Genomic DNA, 16,595 nt, shown 5'->3' with positions numbered 1-16,595 from the left:
AACGCTAAAATAAACAATATGAGCATTTTACCTCAAATCATTTTTGTGCTGGTTTTGGCTGTAGCGGGGTACATTTTATATAAAAGGGTATCCTTTCTGCGCCGCAATATCTTCTTGGGAAAAGGAGAAACCCGGAACGATCAGGCAGATCAGCGCTGGAAAACCATGTTTCTCGTGGCCTTTGGACAAAAGAAAATGTTCAAAAACTTTATTCCTGCCATCTTGCATCTTCTTATTTATGTGGCATTTGTAATCATCAACCTGGAAGTACTGGAGTTTATCATCGACGGACTGACCGGTTCCCATAGGATTTTTGCTCCGGTTCTTGGCACTACATATGGGGTAGCCATGAACATTTTTGAATTTTTGGCCATTGCAGTACTTGTCTCCTGTATCGCTTTCCTGATCCGAAGAAATGTGATGAAGGTAGAGCGCTTTACCAAGCCCGAACTGAAAGGCTGGCCTGCGATGGATGCCAACCTGATTCTGGTAATTGAGATCATTCTGATGTTGGCGATTTTGACTATGAATGCCACCGATCAGCTATTGGCAGCAAGGGGTGTTGAAAAATACACACTTCTGAACGGACTTTTCTTCAGCAGCATGCTGCAGCCCTTATTTATGGGAATGGGTGATGGGGCTCTGGTCTTTATCGAGCGCTTTGCCTGGTGGTTCCATATCATCGGCATCCTTGCATTTGCGGTATATGTGACCTACTCTAAACATTTGCACATCTTCCTGGCTTTCCCTAATACCTGGTATTCCAACCTGAAGCCCAAGGGAGAAATGAAGAACATGCCCGAAGTCACCAATGAAGTCAACATGATGCTGGGCATTGCCACTGAAGGAGGGACAGACCCTCCAGCAGAAATCGGCCGGTTTGGAGCCAAAGACATCAATGACCTCAGTTGGGTCAATGTGATGAATGCCTACAGCTGTACGGAATGTGGAAGGTGTACAGCCGAATGCCCTGCCAATCTCACTGGCAAGAAACTTTCTCCCAGAAAAATCATGATGGATGTAAGGGACCGTGCAGAAGAGGTGGGAAAAAGCCTCGATACGGGCGGGCCTGGACTGGAAGACGGCAAATCCCTTTTGGGTGATTACATTACCAAAGAAGAGATCAACGCCTGCACCACCTGCAACGCCTGTGTAGAAGCTTGCCCGGTGAATATCGACCCGCTTTCTATCATTTTGCAGCTGAGAAGGTATGTGGCCATGGAAGAGTCCGGAACACCTGCTCAATGGAACGCCATGTTCCAGAATATGGAGACCTCTTTCTCCCCCTGGAAATTCTCCCCTTCAGATAGATTCAATTGGGCAGATCAGGTGAAAAATGAGGAAATGAAATAAATAAGCCAGAGACTACAGACAAGATGAGGGAGATTAGTAATTAGAATTTCTACCTAACTTCTCGCATCTCTCCTCTCGCTTCTAATGTTTAACATCTAATAGTCATAAAAATGTCAACATATAAAGTTCCAACCATGGCCGAAATGGCCGCTTCCGGTGATAGTCCTGAAATCCTATTTTGGGTAGGTTGCGCCGGTTCTTTCGACGAGCGCTACAAAGCCGTAACGCAGGCTTTTGTAAAAATATTGAATAAGGTGGGGGTGAGTTTCGCCGTCTTAGGTTCTGAGGAAGCCTGTACCGGTGATCCGGCAAGAAGAGCAGGCAATGAATTTCTTTTCCAGATGCAGGCCGTGGCAAATATACAGGTCATGAACGGCTATGGGGTAAAAAAGGTAGTGACTGCCTGTCCGCACTGCTTCAATACCATCAAAAATGAATACCCTGCACTTGGAGGCACTTATGAAGTGATCCACCATTCCCAATTCCTGCAGCAACTGATCAATGCGGGAAAAGTAGTGCTTCAGGGAGGAGGAGAGTTCAAAGGCAAAAAAATCACCTTCCACGATTCCTGCTACTTGGGACGTGCCAATGATGTGTACGAAGCCCCAAGGGAAGTGATCAAAGCCCTGGACGTGGAACTGGTGGAAATGAAGCGCTGCCGTACCAAAGGCCTCTGCTGTGGAGCAGGAGGAGCCCAGATGTTCAAAGAACCCGAACCGGGCAATAAAGACATCAATATCGAGCGCACCGAAGAAGCCTTGACCACCGGGGCCTCAGCCATCGCAGTGGGCTGTCCTTTCTGCCTGACCATGATGACAGATGGCGTGAAAAACAAAGAACGGGAACAGGATGTCAAGGTCTATGACCTGGCAGAAATGATTGCCAAGGATATGGGTATTTGAAACTTAGCCAAAGGGTTTTGTCTTGACTTCGACCTGTCAGGTTTTGAAAACCTGACAGGTTTTTTTATAGTCTTGCACTTTCTTAAATGAGAACAAAGGAAATATTTTTCAATCCAGAATTCTAAAATCCAAAATGCCTCTTTCAAACCTATGCTATTGACTTGCCAAAATCATTTGCTTTCCAGTTATCACTAACAAATCCAATCATTATACAAGAACTATAAACCCTTCACTTCAAATTCTCCGTTTAAAAAGAGAACTAAATTGAGCCAAAAGGCCTTATTTTAGGGAATCAAATAAAGCATCGTATGTATTTGGAATTTGATAAAATGCCGGCGCATTCCCGGATTTGGGTGTACCAAGCAGACCGGAAGTTTAGCACACAGGAATTGGACTGGATCTCAACACGCTTAAAAGCTTTTTGTGAACAATGGAACACGCACGGTACCCTTATGCCCACTTCGTTTACCATCAAATTTGGACAAGTAATCATTCTTGGAGTAGATGAAAGCCAACTGGGGGCATCAGGCTGCTCCATTGATTCTTCCGTACGTACTTTAAGGGAAATACAAGAGCATTTGCATGTCAACATCCTCGATCAGGGCAAAGTTGGTTACCTACAGTCAGAGGAGCAGTTAGCAGTAAGCCCATTCCTTGGCCTCAAATCAAAAGTTACCGAAGGCATCCTAAAAGCCGATTCTATCGTATTGAATCCTGTAGTCCAAAGGAAGTCTGATCTGGAGGAAAACTGGCTGATTGCTGCAAAAGATAGTTGGTTGAAAAAATTCTTTATGAATTAATTATCATAAAGTCCTATATTTAAAAACGCAGAAAAATCTTTTAATAAGCCCATGAAGCAAATTGCTGTATTTCTGGTAATGACGGTCATTGTCTTTGGCTCCTGTACCAGCCTTTTTCAAAAAGGGCAAAACCAATTCCGGGCAGGAGAATACCAATTGGCAATCAGTACTTTTTCAAAAATACTGGAAAATGATCCGGATAACCAGCAGGCCAATTTCTATGTGGCAGAAAGCTACAGGCTATCTAACCGGGTGGAAAAATCAGAAGCCTATTACGCCAAACTGATTGAAAACGAGGAAACATTCGAGTCCTATTTCAGATTGGGGCAGAGTTTGAAGAGTCAGGGAAAATACGATGAGGCCAAAGCAGCATTTACCAAAGCCCAGGAAATTACCCTGGATGACAATTACCAACGTCTGGTCAGATTGGAACTGGACAACCTATCAAAATTAGAGACCATTGAGCCATATTTCCCCTATCTAGTGGTAGAAAACTACAGGTTACTCAACACTCCTTATGCAGAATATGGTCCTTTTGTCAGTGAGGGTTTTGTGTATTTTACCAGCAATAGGATTCCAAACGGCATCTACAAAGGAACAGGAACCCCTTATTTGAAAATATTCAGGGCCAAAGCAGAGGGCATTAAAGTGGATGTACAAAATATTCAGCTCTTGCCCCAGTTCCAGAATGAAAACAACCTCAATCAGGGTTCACTGACATTGAGTCCTGATGGGAATATGATAATTTATTCCCGCTCCAATTCTGAAAGCACTCGGGACCTTCCGGACACCCACCTTTTTGCCTCTTATTTCAGGGGCGGTGGCTACACCCAACCAATCTGGATGCCCGTCAATGAAGATGAGTTTTACACCAATCAGACTTCTGCTTTCAGTCCTGACGGGAATGAGCTCTACTTTGCTTCAATCAGACCAGATGGACAGGGAGGATTGGACCTTTACCGCGCTACCAAACTGGCAAATGGGGATTTTGGAAATCCAGTTAACCTAGGGCCTCAAATCAATACCCCAGGTAATGAAATGTTCCCTTATGTGGCACCGGATGGCAAACTCTTCTTTGCTTCCGATGGACATCCAGGTTATGGTAAATTGGATCTCTTTGTGGCAGAGCGGACCAACAACGGGTGGGAAGTAAAAAACCTCGGCCCCAATGTCAATACCATCGCTGATGACTTCGGCATTTTCTTTACCAAATACCCCACAGAGGGATTCCTGTCTTCGAACCGTGAGGGTGGCTTAGGAGATGATGATATTTATTATTTCGAAGATAAAACCCCCAAACCCAAAGTGGTCAATGTATTCCTGAATGTTACCACCAAGGAGAAAAAAGACGATGGCTCCGAAGTGATCCTACCACAGACCAGGGTGGTGCTTTACGATGCCAATAACAGAAACGTAGGTGGAGATTTCTCTAATCAAAACGGCCGCTTGAGGTTTACCCTTGCCCCGGATCAGAATTTCTCTTTGATCGCCTCCAAATCAGGATATTTTACCAAAAGTCTGACTTATTCCACCTTGGGTAAAACACCTAGGCCAGAAGACCTGATCCAGGATGTGACCAATATTGTGCTGGATACGACCATTGTGCTTGATCCCCTGATTTTGGAGAAAGCCATCGTACTGGAAAATATTTATTATGACCTGGACAAAGCAGATATCCGACCAGATGCAGCTTTGGAATTGGATAAATTGGTGCAGATCCTGAAAGACAACCCAAGTATCCGTATAGAATTGAGTTCACATACCGATGCCCGTGCCTCCGATGCTTATAACGATGCACTATCGCAGAGAAGGGCAGAGTCTGCAGTGGCCTACATCGTCTCCAAAGGCATAGATGCCAGCAGATTGGTGGCCAAAGGCTATGGCAAGCGCCAGCTGATTATCCAAAATGCTCAGACGGAAGAAGAGCATCAGGTGAACAGAAGAACAGAGTTTAAGGTGATTGAAATCAGAGATTGATTACCGTGATTTTAAGTGCTTAAAATTGAGGTTTATAGCAAGGAATAGCATCATGAGGAACGTCATTCTGATCCGCCAAAGGCCAAGAAGAATCTCCTAAATCATAGGAGACCATTACTTCTTCCAAAGTGACTGTTTCCATTTTCATTCATTTACAATTTTCAGAAAGGGATTCTTTGACAGGAATCCCTTTCTTATTTTTGCCCTAAAATTGGAAAACAAGCCCTTATAGCTGTCCGTTAATCCTTTAATATCAACATAGAATATGAATCCAAGAATAGAAAAACTCATGGAGGCGATAGCGCCTTACCGCAATTCCCTTTTACAACATCCCATTTACCAAGACATGAAAACCCTAGAGGATTTTCAGGTTTTCATGGAGCAGCATGTCTATGCTGTTTGGGATTTTATGACCTTATTGAAAGCCCTACAGCTCAAACTTACCGGAATGAGTCTGCCTTGGAGACCTGCTGATGAGCCTCTGGTAACCCGGCTGATCAATGACATCGTCTTGGCCGAAGAAAGCGATGAAGACGGACAGGGAGGCTATTGCAGCCACTTTGAACTCTACCTCAGGGCGATGAAAGAAGCCGGTGCCAGTACTGAGAAAATAGACAACCTATTGGGGCATTTGGGAACAGGAAAAAGTTTTCAGGAAGCCATTGGGCTCGTGGAGCTTCCACAATCTGTGATTTCCTTCTTGAACAAAAATTTTGAGGTGGTGGAAAAGGGAAAAGCCCATGAAATCGCCGCTTCCTTCACCTTGGGCAGAGAGGATCTGATTCCAGACCTCTTCAGACAACTGGTCAATGACCTGATCAAAAGCAAACCGGATCAACTGAACACCCTTGAATATTACTTTGAAAGGCATATTCACTTAGATGAAGACCATCATGGACCCTTGGCCTTGAAAATGCTCCTCCACTTATGTGGAGAAGATGATGCAAAATGGAAAGAAACAGAAAAAGCAGCCATTGAGGCATTGGAAGCAAGAAAGGTCCTTTGGGATGGGATTCATGAAAGCATCCTTGCCAATTCAGTCTTGACTTGACAAAAAAATCCGCTTGAAATCAGGCGGATTTTTTTTATCAAGTCAATGGCGGTCAGATTAGAAATGATTATTTTTAAGTATGGCCCTTTCCAATACAAATATTTTTGTCCAAGAGATTCAAGGCATCTCCAAAAGAGACTTTGAAATCGTGGAAAAGAAAGGAAAAGGCCATCCGGACAGCATCTGCGATGAGATTGCAGAGGCAGTTTCCAGGGCATTGTGCCGATATTACTTTGAGCATTTTGGCAGCATCCTCCACCATAATGTGGACAAAGCCCTCCTCGTGGGCGGGCTGTCTAAACCCACGTATGGAGGAGGAAAAGTAATATTCCCCATAGAACTCTACATTGCAGGCAGGGCTACAAGCCAGGCATTTGGAAAGTCCATTCCCGTAGATGAATTAGCCATAGCAACTGCCAAAGATTGGCTCAAGTCAAATCTTAGAATTCTTGATATAGAAAAAGATGTTCGGATTATCCCAAAAATCCGTACCGGAAGTCAGGATCTGATCGAATTGTTCCAGCGCTTTGGCAAGGGAGAAATCCCTTTGGCCAATGACACTTCCTTTGGAGTGGGCTACTATCCGCTCTCTATACTAGAAAAGAAAGTCCTCGAAATTGATCACCTGCTCCACCATCCAAAAACCCTTATGAGATTTCCCTGTATCGGAGAAGACACCAAAGTCATGGGGGTATCAATGGACAGGGATATGAATTTTACCTTAGCCATTGCGATTTTGGACCGCAGTATTTCCAATTTGAAGGAATATATAGCACAAGTAGAAGAAATAAAGGCTTTTGTCGCAGCACACATGGATTTGGAACCCTCGCGCATTTTCATCAATACCGCTGATGATTACGACAAGGAAAGCATTTATCTCACTGTTACCGGATGCAGCGCTGAAAACGGAGACGATGGTCAGGTAGGACGGGGAAATAGGGCAAATGGATTGATCACTCCCTACAGGCCTATGAGCCTGGAAGCAATTGCAGGAAAAAATCCCGTATCCCATGTTGGCAAAATTTATAATCTCTGGGCCAGGGAACTGAGCAAGGAAATCTGTAACCTGGGCTTTGCGGAAGAAGCTGAGGTCTTTATAGTATCTCAGATCGGAAAACCCATCACTGAACCTATCCTTTTGGAAGTCCGGACAAAAAATGCTGGGGCATCAAGCGATGAAATCCGCTCTTTTGCCAGAGCAAAACTTCAGGAGATGCCACTAAATTGGAATAAAATCATCCTTCCAGATTAAAAAGGTAATTTCCCCAGATCCACATTTCCTCCGGAAAGAATAATGCCCACCTTCTGACCCTTGAAACGCTCCTTATGTTTCAGTAATGCCGCCAAAGGCACTGCACAGGAGGGTTCAATGACTATTTTCATCCGCTCATAAATCAGACGCATGGCATCAATGATTTCCTCATCAGTAACCGTCAAGATATCATCTACATAATCCATGATGATGGCAAAATTGATATTTCCCAAGGAAGTCAATAGACCATCCGCAATGGTTTTGGGACCAACCATAGGGATCAATTGTTTGGCATGAAAAGAGCGGTAAGCATCATCTGCACCGGCAGGTTCTCCGGCTATAACTTGGGTTTGTGGGGAAATGTATTTAGTGGTCAGGGCAGTTCCTCCAAGTAAACCTCCCCCTCCTACCGGTGCCATGATGGTATCAAATGCAATCCCTTCTTCCCACATTTCCAGGGCACAGGTTGCCTGTCCTTCGATGACATCCATGTAATCATAAGGTGGTATAAAAGTAGCTCCAGTCCTGTCGACAACCTCCTGCAAGGTGGTTTCTCTTGCCTGAAGGTTTGGCTCGCATTCGATAATTTCTCCTCCATAACCTTTCACCGCTTTTTTCTTGATTTCAGGTGCATTGGAAGGCATCACAATATAGGATTTGATTCCGGCTACCGTCGCTGCCCTGGCCAAAGCAGCGGCATGATTGCCACTGGAATGGGTAGCAACTCCGTTTTTCTTTTGTTTATCTGTCAATTTGACCACTGCATTGGCGGCCCCCCGTGCTTTAAAGGCACCAACTTTTTGGAAGTTTTCGCATTTGAAATAAATCTCACAACCGGCAATCTGATTGATGGCCTCTGAGTTCATGATGGGGGTCCGGTGAATAAAAGGCTGTATCCTTTGGTGGGCAGCCTTGATATCGTCAAGAGATGGAAATTTCATCGTTTCAGTCATGGAAATAAATATAAGGCAAGGCTTTGGTACTGTCAAAATTTTTATCTTGCGGTTTATGAAAAACAGCTTGCAAGAACTGCTCCTAAGTGAAAAAACCTTTCCCATCATGGGTGAAGCCCTGAATCCTGAAAATACTATGGAGATGGATTTCAGCCCTGCCAACACAGGACTGATGACCTGTGATTTTTCGGATACCAAAAGTTTTGATCATTTTGTCTTTGACAAACTTCGCGCTGCGGGCAAGAAATATGGGATTGGGGGCTATTTGGAACATAGGGCCATCTATGCCCGCTCAGAAGTTTTCGTGACTGACCAATCGGATTTTAGAAATATTCATTTGGGAATCGATATTTGGACAGAGGCTGGCCATCCTGTATTTGCCCCGCTGAGCGGCAAGGTTTTTTCTTTTCAGAACAATGCGGGTTTTGGGGATTACGGTCCTACGATCATTTTGGAACATGAATTAAAAGGAAAAAAAATTTACAGTCTTTACGGGCATCTTGCCAGGAAGGATTTGAAAGGTTTGGATGTGGGCATGACCATACCGGCAGGAAAGGCCTTTTGCCATGTAGGCCCATATCCTGAAAATGGGGATTGGCCACCACACCTACATTTCCAACTGATGTGGGACATGATGGGCAATTGGGGGGACTTCCCTGGTGTTTGTTCCCAAAGGGAAATAGAAAAATACAGGGCTATATGTCCAGATCCTCAGGTACTGACGGGCTATTCGCCAATGTAATGATCCTGATTCCTTCCAAAGTCAGGTTTCTGTCCACTACCTCAAATGCATCTTCAAGGGTAGTCAATATAGATGACAAACCGCCAGTGGCAATAATCCTACATTGATGGCCTAATTCCTTTTGGATGGTTTCCAGCATCCCTTTGACCAATCCTGTATATCCGAAGAGAATACCAGCCTGTATGGAATGGGTGGTATTTTTCCCCAAAGCTGATTTTGGCATCTTAAGCTCTACCTCTGGTAGCTTGGAAGTATTGGAAAACAGCGCTTTAATAGCCGTTTTCAACCCGGGAACAATATTTACCCCCAAGATTTTTCCATCCTCTCCCACCACGGTAAAGGTGAGTGCCGTACCAAAGTCTACAATGATGCAGGTACTTTGAAATCTTTCATAAGCAGCAGCCACATTGCACATCAGGTCTGAACCGATTTCATTGGGCCGGGAAGTTTTGACTTTGAGTCTGGCATAACTTTTACCGCTGATCAGGTAGCAGGACTTTTCAAGATACTCCCTGCAAAATTGCTGCAAGACCGAATTGATCTCCGGCACCACCGAAGAAATCCCCACTTTGGTAATACGGTCATTCTTGATCCCATTTTCCAGGAAAAATAAATGCAGTTCTCTTTCCAGTTTCAATACGGACAAATCCTTGTGGGTATTGACCCGGAATTCATGTGTCCACTTTTGCAAGCTTTCATCATAAAAACCGAAAACAATATTGGAATTGCCGGCATCAATAGCTAAGAACATATATGCAGATTTTGTTAATTGACCGATAAAATCCGAGGATGGTGTCAAATATATAAATTGATTTTTTGCTTTTCTGTTTTTTGATAACTTTCCTCCATGTACACTATAAGAGAAGGTAAAAAAGAAGACCTGCCCCGGGTTTTGGAATTGATCCGGGAGCTTGCGGTCTATGAAAAAGCACCCGATGAAGTCATCAATACGGTAGAAATGATGGAAAAGGACGGATTCGGCCCAAATCCCATTTTCGGCTTTTTCGTGGCTGTCAAAAATGCTACTCAGGAAATCATTGGAACATCCATTTACTATTATCGATACAGTACCTGGAAAGGAAAAAGGCTGTACTTAGAAGACTTGATCGTGACGGAGTCCGAAAGAGGAAATGGTGCAGGCAAACTACTCTTTGACCGCACTTTGTTAAAAACACTGGAAGACAATTGCTCGGGAATGACCTGGCAGGTATTGGACTGGAATACCCCTGCAATCAACTTCTATAAAAAATACGGCGCAGACCTTGATGGAGAATGGATCAACTGTAACCTGCAGCAGAATCAAATCAGAGAAATATTGCAAACGCAATAATTAAATTTTGCAAATAAATCAAAAAGTAAGTAAGTTTGGATATGGCAAAGCAATACAAACTCCCCTCCCATTACACCTCCGAAAAGCCAATTAGTGGCTTCTTCTCTCCACTGGAGGAGCAGTATTTCTTTTCTCCCAAGGTATCCAAAGTAGAGGAGCCCCTGCTGATGGAAGAGCAGTTCCATCTTTCGGAGACCAAAGAAATGTTTGACTACCTGCAGTTCAGCCAGGCAGAGGTGGCAGAGGTTTTAGAAATAGATCCCAGCACCTTGGTACGATGGAAAAAGGAAGACAGGCGGCTGAGCAGGTTATTGACCAAAACCATCAAAGACATGGACAAAATCATCGCCAAAGGAATTAGAATTTTTGGGACAGAGGCCCTCTTTCAGGATTGGTTGCATACTACCAATGAATCTTTGGGTAACCAAAGGCCCATAGATCTGATGCGCAATCCCTATGGGGTGGAGCGCATAGAGGAGGCTTTGGAGGCCCTATCCTGGGGCAATATACTTTAAACCATCGCTTTGAAATACTTCAGACTGATAGAAAAAATACCAGGCAGATTGCCTTTGGGTTACGGTCCTGGATCAGGGAGGTGGAACCCTTTTGGGATTCCTGTCATTTATGCCTGCAGCCACAGCGCCCTGAATTTTCTTGAATTGTTGAGCATCAAAGGACCGGTAGTTTCTCTGACTGCTTGGTCTCTCGTTGAATTTGAATTAGCCGAAGATCCCCCCTTTTTGGGAGTAGAGGACTTGCCTCTGGATTGGAGCCTAAGACCCCATCCCAAAATTACCCAAACCATAGGTGCTTTTTGGACCAAACAACAAGAGCATGTTGCCCTGAAAGTCCCTTCCTGCCGCATCCCATTGATAAATTATCCCCAAGAGCATAATTTGCTGGTCAATCCACTTCATCCCGATTTCAGCAATAAAATAAAGTTTATCCAAGAGACAAACGTATCATTTTCCATTAACCCATTATGAAAATCGACCTTACCCAGCAAAGAATTTTAGTGACCGGTGCCTCAAGAGGCATTGGCAAAGGAATTGCCGAACAACTCTCCGCTTCCGGTGCGGAAGTGCTGTTGCATTTCAACAGCAACCTGGAAGCTGCCAAAGCATTGCAGCAGTCCCTGAAAAACCCTGCTCATTTGGCCCCATGTGACCTCTCAGACCTGGAACAGGTCAAAGGCTGGATACCTGAACTCATCAAAACACATGGAAAAATTGATGCGGTTGTTAATAATGCCGGAATTGCCATTTCCATTCCCGACAATGCCCCGACAGAAGAATGGGCAGCCGCCTGGCTCAAAACCATGGATATCAATATCAATGCCATGGCGATTATCTGTAAGGAATTTATCGAGCATGCAAGGACCAACAAAAATGGCAGACTGGTAAACATTTCTTCCAGAGCAGCTTTCCGAGGTGATACTACTGATTATTTGGCTTATGCGGCCTCCAAAGCAGCCATTGTGAGTTACACCCGCTCTATCGCAAGATATTATGGCAAAGAAGGAATCAAAGCGTTTATCATTGCTCCGGGTTTTACCCGTACAGATATGGCGCAGGATTTTATGGATCAATATGGAGAAGAATATGCCCTGAATGACATTGCTCTCAACGAACTCACTGAACCCAAGGACATCGCTCCTATGGTAACTTTACTTTGCTCCGGTTTGGCTGATCACGCAACGGGTTGCACCATTGATATCAATGCAGGGTCTTATGTGCATTGAGGAAAATGATAAAAAAGGGGGATTTCGGAGGGCTGATGTCGAAATGAAAAACAGGAGGCTATACAACACAAATAAGAATCAAGAGGGGAGTACCATGTCCATGTAAGAAGTACCAAGTGATTTTGGATGTGATAAGGCCGAATTCGGAAATGATAGCAGGTATTTAGGGGTTCATGAAGTAATAGTTTAAAAAGAAGGCAAAATAACCCCGATAGGGGTTAAATCCATTAAGGATATTTGCCCCGGGTGCAACCCGGGGTTGAGAAGTAGTTTTGATATTCGGGAATCCCGACTCCAAGGGAGTCGAACTCAAAAGAAGAAAATAAAATAAGTGTCAAGTTAATTCAAGACGCGACAAAGCGTAATTTGGCATGGAGAGTGAGGAATGAAGAATGAGTAAAACTACTTTATCTCCTTAATGATGGGTTGAGAATTCTCAAAATCCCCTTCTTTTCTCCCAAACCAATCTTACTGGAATCCTGTTAAAGGGAAAAAAGCTTTCCATGTCACCATCCAAAGACAGTCTTTCCCCTGAAATGATCAAGATCTTGAAAATCTTTGGAATAGGCTCTCTGCTTTTCGTTTTTTTACTCTCTTTTTTTAATGAAAAGCGGGCCGACAATTCCGGGGATGCCAATTCCTTATTTCGGATCACGGATGCAGATAGAATTTTTTTCAAAAATGTCCGAGCAGCCTACTATGAGCTGGAAGAAAGGAATGATGCCAAAATCAATATCTACCGTTATGGAAAAAGGATCAAAGATGAAGAAATGCCCAATCTTAACCTTTCCATTTTGATCAACCGTATCAAAGACGAAGCTTATATCTTCGTGGAACCAATCCCTCAAAACCTTCCCTTCAAATTGATCTGGAAAAATATTTCCAATACAGAAACCGGGGAGTTTATTTTTTATGGAGGCGGCACTTTGGAACACTATGATTTTGTCAGTAAATTATCTCCCCTACTGGAAGAAAGCTTCCAGTTAGAAATGGAACCAGAAAACGGTAAGCGTCATGAAATCCTTACAGATCCCAAACAAAGGGAGGCTTTGAAAACAACCATCAAGGACTATTACCGTTTGACCAATAAACCCAAATAGCCCGATGGAACTAGAAAGAATCAATAACCTATGGAAGTTTCTGTCCATAAAAAATAACCTCAAACTGGACTGCTCGAAGGATAAAGAAGTAGCATACCAACTCACCAAAGGCAACCTGGTTTTGAAACATATTTTTAACCCGCAGCTGCTCCAACAGTCCAAACTCCTGATAGGGGACAAAAATTTTCAGGAGAAGTTTTGTCAGCATGCCTATGTTTCTTCCAAAAAGCGTTTTGGCTTCAAGGAAAAGCCCGCTTCCTTGACTTCACAAAAAATATTCTTTCCCAAGGAGCTTTTGCTGAAGTACCGAAAATTCGACCTGGAAATCTGCAAGGATTATCAGGGACATATTCAAGTTAGTATTGGTCCTTTTTTCCCAAAAAACATTTATGAGATCCTTAACCAGGTAAATCCCATTGCCCGTACATTTTGGGTGAAGAACTTCTTTGCTGAAGGTATACGTAATTAAAAAACTCCCTTAGAAGAGCATCCAAGAGAGTTTTTATATTCATTCCTTTAGTTTAGAACAAGAACTTGATCCCGGCCAGGAAATTGGTTCCGGCCTGTGGATAAAAGAAATTTTCTGTCACCAATTCTCTCCCGGACACACCTTCACCAGGAAGGAAATAGCTGAACGTGTAGCCATTGGGCTCATACAGCCTGTTGAAGATGTTATTGACCAATACCGTAACTTCCATATTTTTCACAAATCGAGGTCGCAAAGCATAATTAAACCTCAAATCGGATGTCCAAAAAGCATTCAGGGAACGGGCTTCATTTTGGGTATTGTCCAAAAACTGCCTGCCCACATACTTATTGAGCAAAGAAATTTCCAGGTTTTTGACAGGCTTATAATCCAAAATGGCGGCACCCACCACATTGGGTGAGAAAGCGATATCGGTATTTTGGTGTACGATCACTTCCTGTCTAAACTCAGCGGTGGAATAATCATCCAGGTATTCCAAAAATTCAGCAATCTTATTGCGGCTGAGTGCAAGATTACCCCCGATGGTAAATTTCTCAGTCAATCTATAAGCACCATCCAACTCAATACCCAAGCGGTAAGAGTCATCTACATTGTCCCTAACATAAGCTCCCACGTCATTCAGTTGACCTGTCAACACCAACTGATCTCTGTACTTCATGTAGTAAATGTTGGCATTATAGGAGAAATTGGCCGATTGCCTTTTAAATCCTGCTTCAATATTCTGCAGGTTTTCATGCTTGGGGGCCCGCTCGATAATAGGAGAATCGGTAAAATCCCTTCTTACAGGCTCTCTATTGGCCACCGCATAAGAGGCATACCACTGCTTTCCTTCAGCAACTTGATAAGTAAATCCGAATTTTGGATTGAAAAAGGCAAATTTCACCTGACCTGTCACATCTCTCAGGTCATTGTTGATCCCATCAAAACGGTAATCGATCCATCTGCCCTGAAGGTCGCCATATGCAAACAGCCTATCCGTCAATTGGTAGGTAGCCTTTGCGTAAATGTTAGCATCATCTTTGACTGCCACATTATCATAGTACCTGTCCCTGATATTGGTATTTCCGGCAAACTGCATCCAAATGATCTCCCCAAAATGGTCACCGTCATATCGGTTGATTCCTCCCCCTAATACTGCATCCAATCTGCCATCATCAGAAATATAATTCATGGAAAATACCCCTCCATAGAAATCATTGTCCAACCACCTTCTGCGGATGATATCCATGCGGGAAATGGAAGTTTCTCCTACCACTACCGGAGGAAGGCCGTATCTGTTCAGCCTGTCATTTGGCCTGAATTGCTCAAAAAATCCCCTTCCATAGGTATAGTGTAAGGCTGCATTGGCTTTCCAGTTTTTACCAAAAGTTCCTGTATAGATCAACTGATAGTGATCCTGCTTGTAATCATCGACCTGATTGTCGTAGGTATATGGATTGAAAGTCCTGTTGGTGGCCAAGAGGTTTTCGGGAACCCCTTCCCAGGCTTGATAAGTGACTTCTGCCCCGGCAAAAACATTCAGTTTTACCACATGCTTTTCCCCATAATACCCTCCGGAAAGGAAATAAGACCTTAGGTCAGAAGAAGCCCGGTCGATATAACCATCCGAGGCAATTCGCGACAGCCTTCCATCAAATGCCCAGCGATTATTAATCAGTCCGGTACCTACTTTCACCATATGCCTTCTGGTATTGAATGAACCGAAGGAATTATCAATTTCCGCATAGGCTTCATCTTGTCTGGTGTCTGTCTGGATATTTAAACTTGCCCCGAAAGTAGCTGCACCATTAGTGGAAGTCCCCACACCTCTTTGGATCTGGATATTGTCCACAGAAGAGGCAAAATCCGGCATATTGACCCAAAAAACACCATGGGACTCTGCATCATTAAGAGGAATACCGTTGACAGTCACGTTGATCCTGGTCTGATCTGATCCCCGGATCCTTAAACCCGTATATCCTACCCCAGCACCGGCATCTGAGAACGAGACCACAGAAGGGGTGAAATTCAGGAGTATGGGGATGTCCTGACCAAGATTAAGTCTTGAAATATCCCGTTTGCTCACTTTGGAAAAGGTGGTAGGTGTGAGATCTGTAGCCCTCGTGGCATAGACGATAAATTCCTCTGTCAGTAATGCACTAGGAGTTAGGAAAATCTCTAAAACCAGGTCTGTTGGAACAGACACTTCCTTCACCTGACTTTCATAACCCAGGTAACTTACCCTCAGGGTATAAGTACCTGAAGGAATGTTCCTGATCTGGAAATTACCGGAAAGATCAGAGGTGGACCCTCTGCCTGTTCCCACCAAGATCACATTGGCACCGACCAATTCTTCACCTGTGGCACTCTTCACCACACCTCTCAAATTAGATTGGGCATAGGTAGCCCATACCATCAGCCAAAAGGCCAATAAAAACAGTGATTTTTTCATAAATGCTTGACATTTCACCGCTTTGCGGTTTTTTGGTTAAACATCAGAAAACCTAGGGGCGATTCTCTGTTTTTTGTTTACCCATTTCCGAAACCAAGATATTTTTGGATTGCATGCACGAACCAAAGCCTTGTCTTTGGTGACTCTGAGTCAAAATATATTGGTAATCGGTTTACTCATTTCCCTTCGCCGGCACTACCCGGATCAGGTATTGTGGGTATGATCTCAGCCCGTTGTATTAAGGCACCCCTCATGATCTGAGTGCGAAGGTAGATAGAGCATTTGTAAAAAGCAAGGGCTGAAGGCAGGATAGGAAAATTAAAGGGATTTTAAAAGTCGAAAGGGGGATTTCGGAATTTGATTAAGCCAAGGGTCATTGAAAAACCCAGAAATGGATATAATCCCTTTTGGGTAATGGCCCCGGGTACAACAACCTTAGGTTAAAAAAAAGCAAGACAGCTACGCTGAATTGCCCT

General features: G+C 43.8%; 17 protein-coding genes and 1 riboswitch. Of the genes, 13 read left to right on the top strand and 4 right to left on the bottom strand.

Annotated elements, in window-relative coordinates; all coding sequences use genetic code 11:
- The first annotated feature begins 18 nt into the window (after positions 1 to 18).
- The 4 genes from BC751_RS06240 (at position 19) to BC751_RS06225 (ending at position 5,032) form a co-directional block, all read left to right on the top strand.
- Positions 19 to 1,353: a 4Fe-4S dicluster domain-containing protein gene (locus BC751_RS06240; RefSeq protein ID WP_130274793.1), complete on the top strand. Its 1,335-nt coding sequence runs from the start codon at positions 19 to 21 to the stop codon at positions 1,351 to 1,353.
- Between the two features lie 110 nt (positions 1,354 to 1,463).
- Positions 1,464 to 2,255, top strand: coding sequence for a (Fe-S)-binding protein (locus tag BC751_RS06235; RefSeq protein WP_130274792.1), 792 nt, complete (start codon positions 1,464 to 1,466; stop codon positions 2,253 to 2,255).
- 308 nt (positions 2,256 to 2,563) lie between these two features.
- Entirely contained in the window at positions 2,564 to 3,055 is a 492-nt protein-coding gene (locus BC751_RS06230) for a hypothetical protein (RefSeq protein ID WP_130274791.1), read from the top strand.
- A gap of 51 nt (positions 3,056 to 3,106) precedes the next feature.
- Positions 3,107 to 5,032 carry a CHU_0125 family OmpA-like outer membrane integrity protein gene (locus BC751_RS06225; RefSeq protein ID WP_130274790.1) on the top strand — a complete coding sequence of 642 codons (1,926 nt, stop codon included), beginning with the start codon at positions 3,107 to 3,109 and terminating at the stop codon, positions 5,030 to 5,032.
- 19 nt (positions 5,033 to 5,051) lie between these two features.
- Here BC751_RS06225 and BC751_RS22565 read toward each other — a convergent pair whose 3' ends face one another.
- The gene (locus BC751_RS22565) at positions 5,052 to 5,180 is read right to left on the bottom strand and encodes a hypothetical protein (protein WP_278043579.1); all 129 of its coding nucleotides are present in this window, start codon (positions 5,178 to 5,180) and stop codon (positions 5,052 to 5,054) included.
- Positions 5,181 to 5,297: 117 nt separating this feature from the next.
- Between BC751_RS22565 and BC751_RS06220 the strand changes: the two genes are divergently transcribed.
- Both BC751_RS06220 and BC751_RS06215 read left to right on the top strand, forming a co-directional pair.
- On the top strand, positions 5,298 to 6,083 hold the full coding sequence (locus tag BC751_RS06220; protein ID WP_130274789.1) for a DUF3050 domain-containing protein: 786 nt from the start codon (positions 5,298 to 5,300) through the stop codon (positions 6,081 to 6,083).
- Between the two features lie 79 nt (positions 6,084 to 6,162).
- Positions 6,163 to 7,335 carry a methionine adenosyltransferase gene (locus tag BC751_RS06215; protein WP_130274788.1) on the top strand — a complete coding sequence of 391 codons (1,173 nt, stop codon included), beginning with the start codon at positions 6,163 to 6,165 and terminating at the stop codon, positions 7,333 to 7,335.
- On the opposite strand, the gene BC751_RS06210 is transcribed toward BC751_RS06215, so the two are convergent.
- Positions 7,332 to 8,288, bottom strand: coding sequence for a pyridoxal-phosphate dependent enzyme (locus BC751_RS06210; RefSeq protein WP_130274787.1), 957 nt, complete (start codon positions 8,286 to 8,288; stop codon positions 7,332 to 7,334). The genes BC751_RS06215 and BC751_RS06210 overlap by 4 nt on opposite strands.
- Between BC751_RS06210 and BC751_RS06205 the strand changes: the two genes are divergently transcribed.
- Complete coding sequence (locus tag BC751_RS06205) at positions 8,287 to 9,030, top strand: peptidoglycan DD-metalloendopeptidase family protein (RefSeq protein ID WP_242617388.1); 744 nt, start codon at positions 8,287 to 8,289, stop codon at positions 9,028 to 9,030. The two genes, BC751_RS06210 and BC751_RS06205, sit on opposite strands and share 2 nt — an antisense overlap.
- On the opposite strand, the gene BC751_RS06200 is transcribed toward BC751_RS06205, so the two are convergent.
- On the bottom strand, positions 8,984 to 9,781 hold the full coding sequence (locus BC751_RS06200; RefSeq protein WP_130274786.1) for a type III pantothenate kinase: 798 nt from the start codon (positions 9,779 to 9,781) through the stop codon (positions 8,984 to 8,986). The two genes, BC751_RS06205 and BC751_RS06200, sit on opposite strands and share 47 nt — an antisense overlap.
- A gap of 96 nt (positions 9,782 to 9,877) precedes the next feature.
- Between BC751_RS06200 and BC751_RS06195 the strand changes: the two genes are divergently transcribed.
- From BC751_RS06195 to BC751_RS06170, 6 genes are all read left to right on the top strand, one after another.
- A complete protein-coding gene (locus tag BC751_RS06195) occupies positions 9,878 to 10,360 on the top strand; it encodes a GNAT family N-acetyltransferase (protein ID WP_130274785.1) in 483 nt (160 codons plus the stop codon).
- Between the two features lie 41 nt (positions 10,361 to 10,401).
- Entirely contained in the window at positions 10,402 to 10,875 is a 474-nt protein-coding gene (locus tag BC751_RS06190; protein WP_242617387.1) for an antitoxin Xre/MbcA/ParS toxin-binding domain-containing protein, read from the top strand.
- 9 nt (positions 10,876 to 10,884) lie between these two features.
- Entirely contained in the window at positions 10,885 to 11,346 is a 462-nt protein-coding gene (locus tag BC751_RS06185; protein ID WP_130274783.1) for an RES family NAD+ phosphorylase, read from the top strand.
- Entirely contained in the window at positions 11,343 to 12,101 is a 759-nt protein-coding gene (locus BC751_RS06180; RefSeq protein WP_130274782.1) for an SDR family NAD(P)-dependent oxidoreductase, read from the top strand. Before BC751_RS06185 ends, BC751_RS06180 begins: the two co-directional genes overlap by 4 nt.
- Positions 12,102 to 12,604: 503 nt before the next feature.
- On the top strand, positions 12,605 to 13,201 hold the full coding sequence (locus BC751_RS06175; RefSeq protein ID WP_130274781.1) for a hypothetical protein: 597 nt from the start codon (positions 12,605 to 12,607) through the stop codon (positions 13,199 to 13,201).
- A 4-nt stretch (positions 13,202 to 13,205) separates the two neighbouring features.
- Positions 13,206 to 13,670 (top strand): hypothetical protein, encoded by a 465-nt coding sequence (locus BC751_RS06170; protein ID WP_130274780.1) that lies wholly within the window; start codon positions 13,206 to 13,208, stop codon positions 13,668 to 13,670.
- Positions 13,671 to 13,722: 52 nt separating this feature from the next.
- On the opposite strand, the gene BC751_RS06165 is transcribed toward BC751_RS06170, so the two are convergent.
- Positions 13,723 to 16,119, bottom strand: a complete 2,397-nt coding sequence (locus tag BC751_RS06165) for a TonB-dependent receptor (RefSeq protein WP_130274779.1) — start codon at positions 16,117 to 16,119, stop codon at positions 13,723 to 13,725.
- 164 nt (positions 16,120 to 16,283) lie between these two features.
- Positions 16,284 to 16,380, bottom strand: a riboswitch (TPP riboswitch).
- Positions 16,381 to 16,595: the final 215 nt, after the last annotated feature.

The sequence above is a fragment of the Cecembia calidifontis genome, from assembly GCF_004216715.1.
GTDB classification, from domain to species: Bacteria; Bacteroidota; Bacteroidia; order Cytophagales; family Cyclobacteriaceae; genus Cecembia_A; species Cecembia_A calidifontis.
This window is presented reverse-complemented; position numbering and strand designations above follow the sequence as displayed.

What these genes read in the sequence shown, in the direction of transcription:
- BC751_RS06175 (WP_130274781.1), top strand. Translation starts at nt 12,605, where the DNA reads ATGTCACCATCCAAAGACAGTCTTTCCCCTGAAATGATCAAGATCTTG.
- BC751_RS06190 (WP_242617387.1), top strand. Translation starts at nt 10,402, where the DNA reads ATGGCAAAGCAATACAAACTCCCCTCCCATTACACCTCCGAAAAGCCA.
- BC751_RS06205 (WP_242617388.1), top strand. Translation starts at nt 8,287, where the DNA reads ATGGAAATAAATATAAGGCAAGGCTTTGGTACTGTCAAAATTTTTATC.
- BC751_RS06235 (WP_130274792.1), top strand. Translation starts at nt 1,464, where the DNA reads ATGTCAACATATAAAGTTCCAACCATGGCCGAAATGGCCGCTTCCGGT.
- BC751_RS06240 (WP_130274793.1), top strand. Translation starts at nt 19, where the DNA reads ATGAGCATTTTACCTCAAATCATTTTTGTGCTGGTTTTGGCTGTAGCG.
- BC751_RS06220 (WP_130274789.1), top strand. Translation starts at nt 5,298, where the DNA reads ATGAATCCAAGAATAGAAAAACTCATGGAGGCGATAGCGCCTTACCGC.
- BC751_RS06200 (WP_130274786.1), bottom strand. Translation starts at nt 9,781, where the DNA reads ATGTTCTTAGCTATTGATGCCGGCAATTCCAATATTGTTTTCGGTTTT.
- BC751_RS22565 (WP_278043579.1), bottom strand. Translation starts at nt 5,180, where the DNA reads ATGAAAATGGAAACAGTCACTTTGGAAGAAGTAATGGTCTCCTATGAT.
- BC751_RS06195 (WP_130274785.1), top strand. Translation starts at nt 9,878, where the DNA reads ATGTACACTATAAGAGAAGGTAAAAAAGAAGACCTGCCCCGGGTTTTG.
- BC751_RS06180 (WP_130274782.1), top strand. Translation starts at nt 11,343, where the DNA reads ATGAAAATCGACCTTACCCAGCAAAGAATTTTAGTGACCGGTGCCTCA.
- BC751_RS06215 (WP_130274788.1), top strand. Translation starts at nt 6,163, where the DNA reads ATGGCCCTTTCCAATACAAATATTTTTGTCCAAGAGATTCAAGGCATC.
- BC751_RS06230 (WP_130274791.1), top strand. Translation starts at nt 2,564, where the DNA reads ATGTATTTGGAATTTGATAAAATGCCGGCGCATTCCCGGATTTGGGTG.
- BC751_RS06210 (WP_130274787.1), bottom strand. Translation starts at nt 8,288, where the DNA reads ATGACTGAAACGATGAAATTTCCATCTCTTGACGATATCAAGGCTGCC.
- BC751_RS06165 (WP_130274779.1), bottom strand. Translation starts at nt 16,119, where the DNA reads ATGAAAAAATCACTGTTTTTATTGGCCTTTTGGCTGATGGTATGGGCT.
- BC751_RS06225 (WP_130274790.1), top strand. Translation starts at nt 3,107, where the DNA reads ATGAAGCAAATTGCTGTATTTCTGGTAATGACGGTCATTGTCTTTGGC.
- BC751_RS06170 (WP_130274780.1), top strand. Translation starts at nt 13,206, where the DNA reads ATGGAACTAGAAAGAATCAATAACCTATGGAAGTTTCTGTCCATAAAA.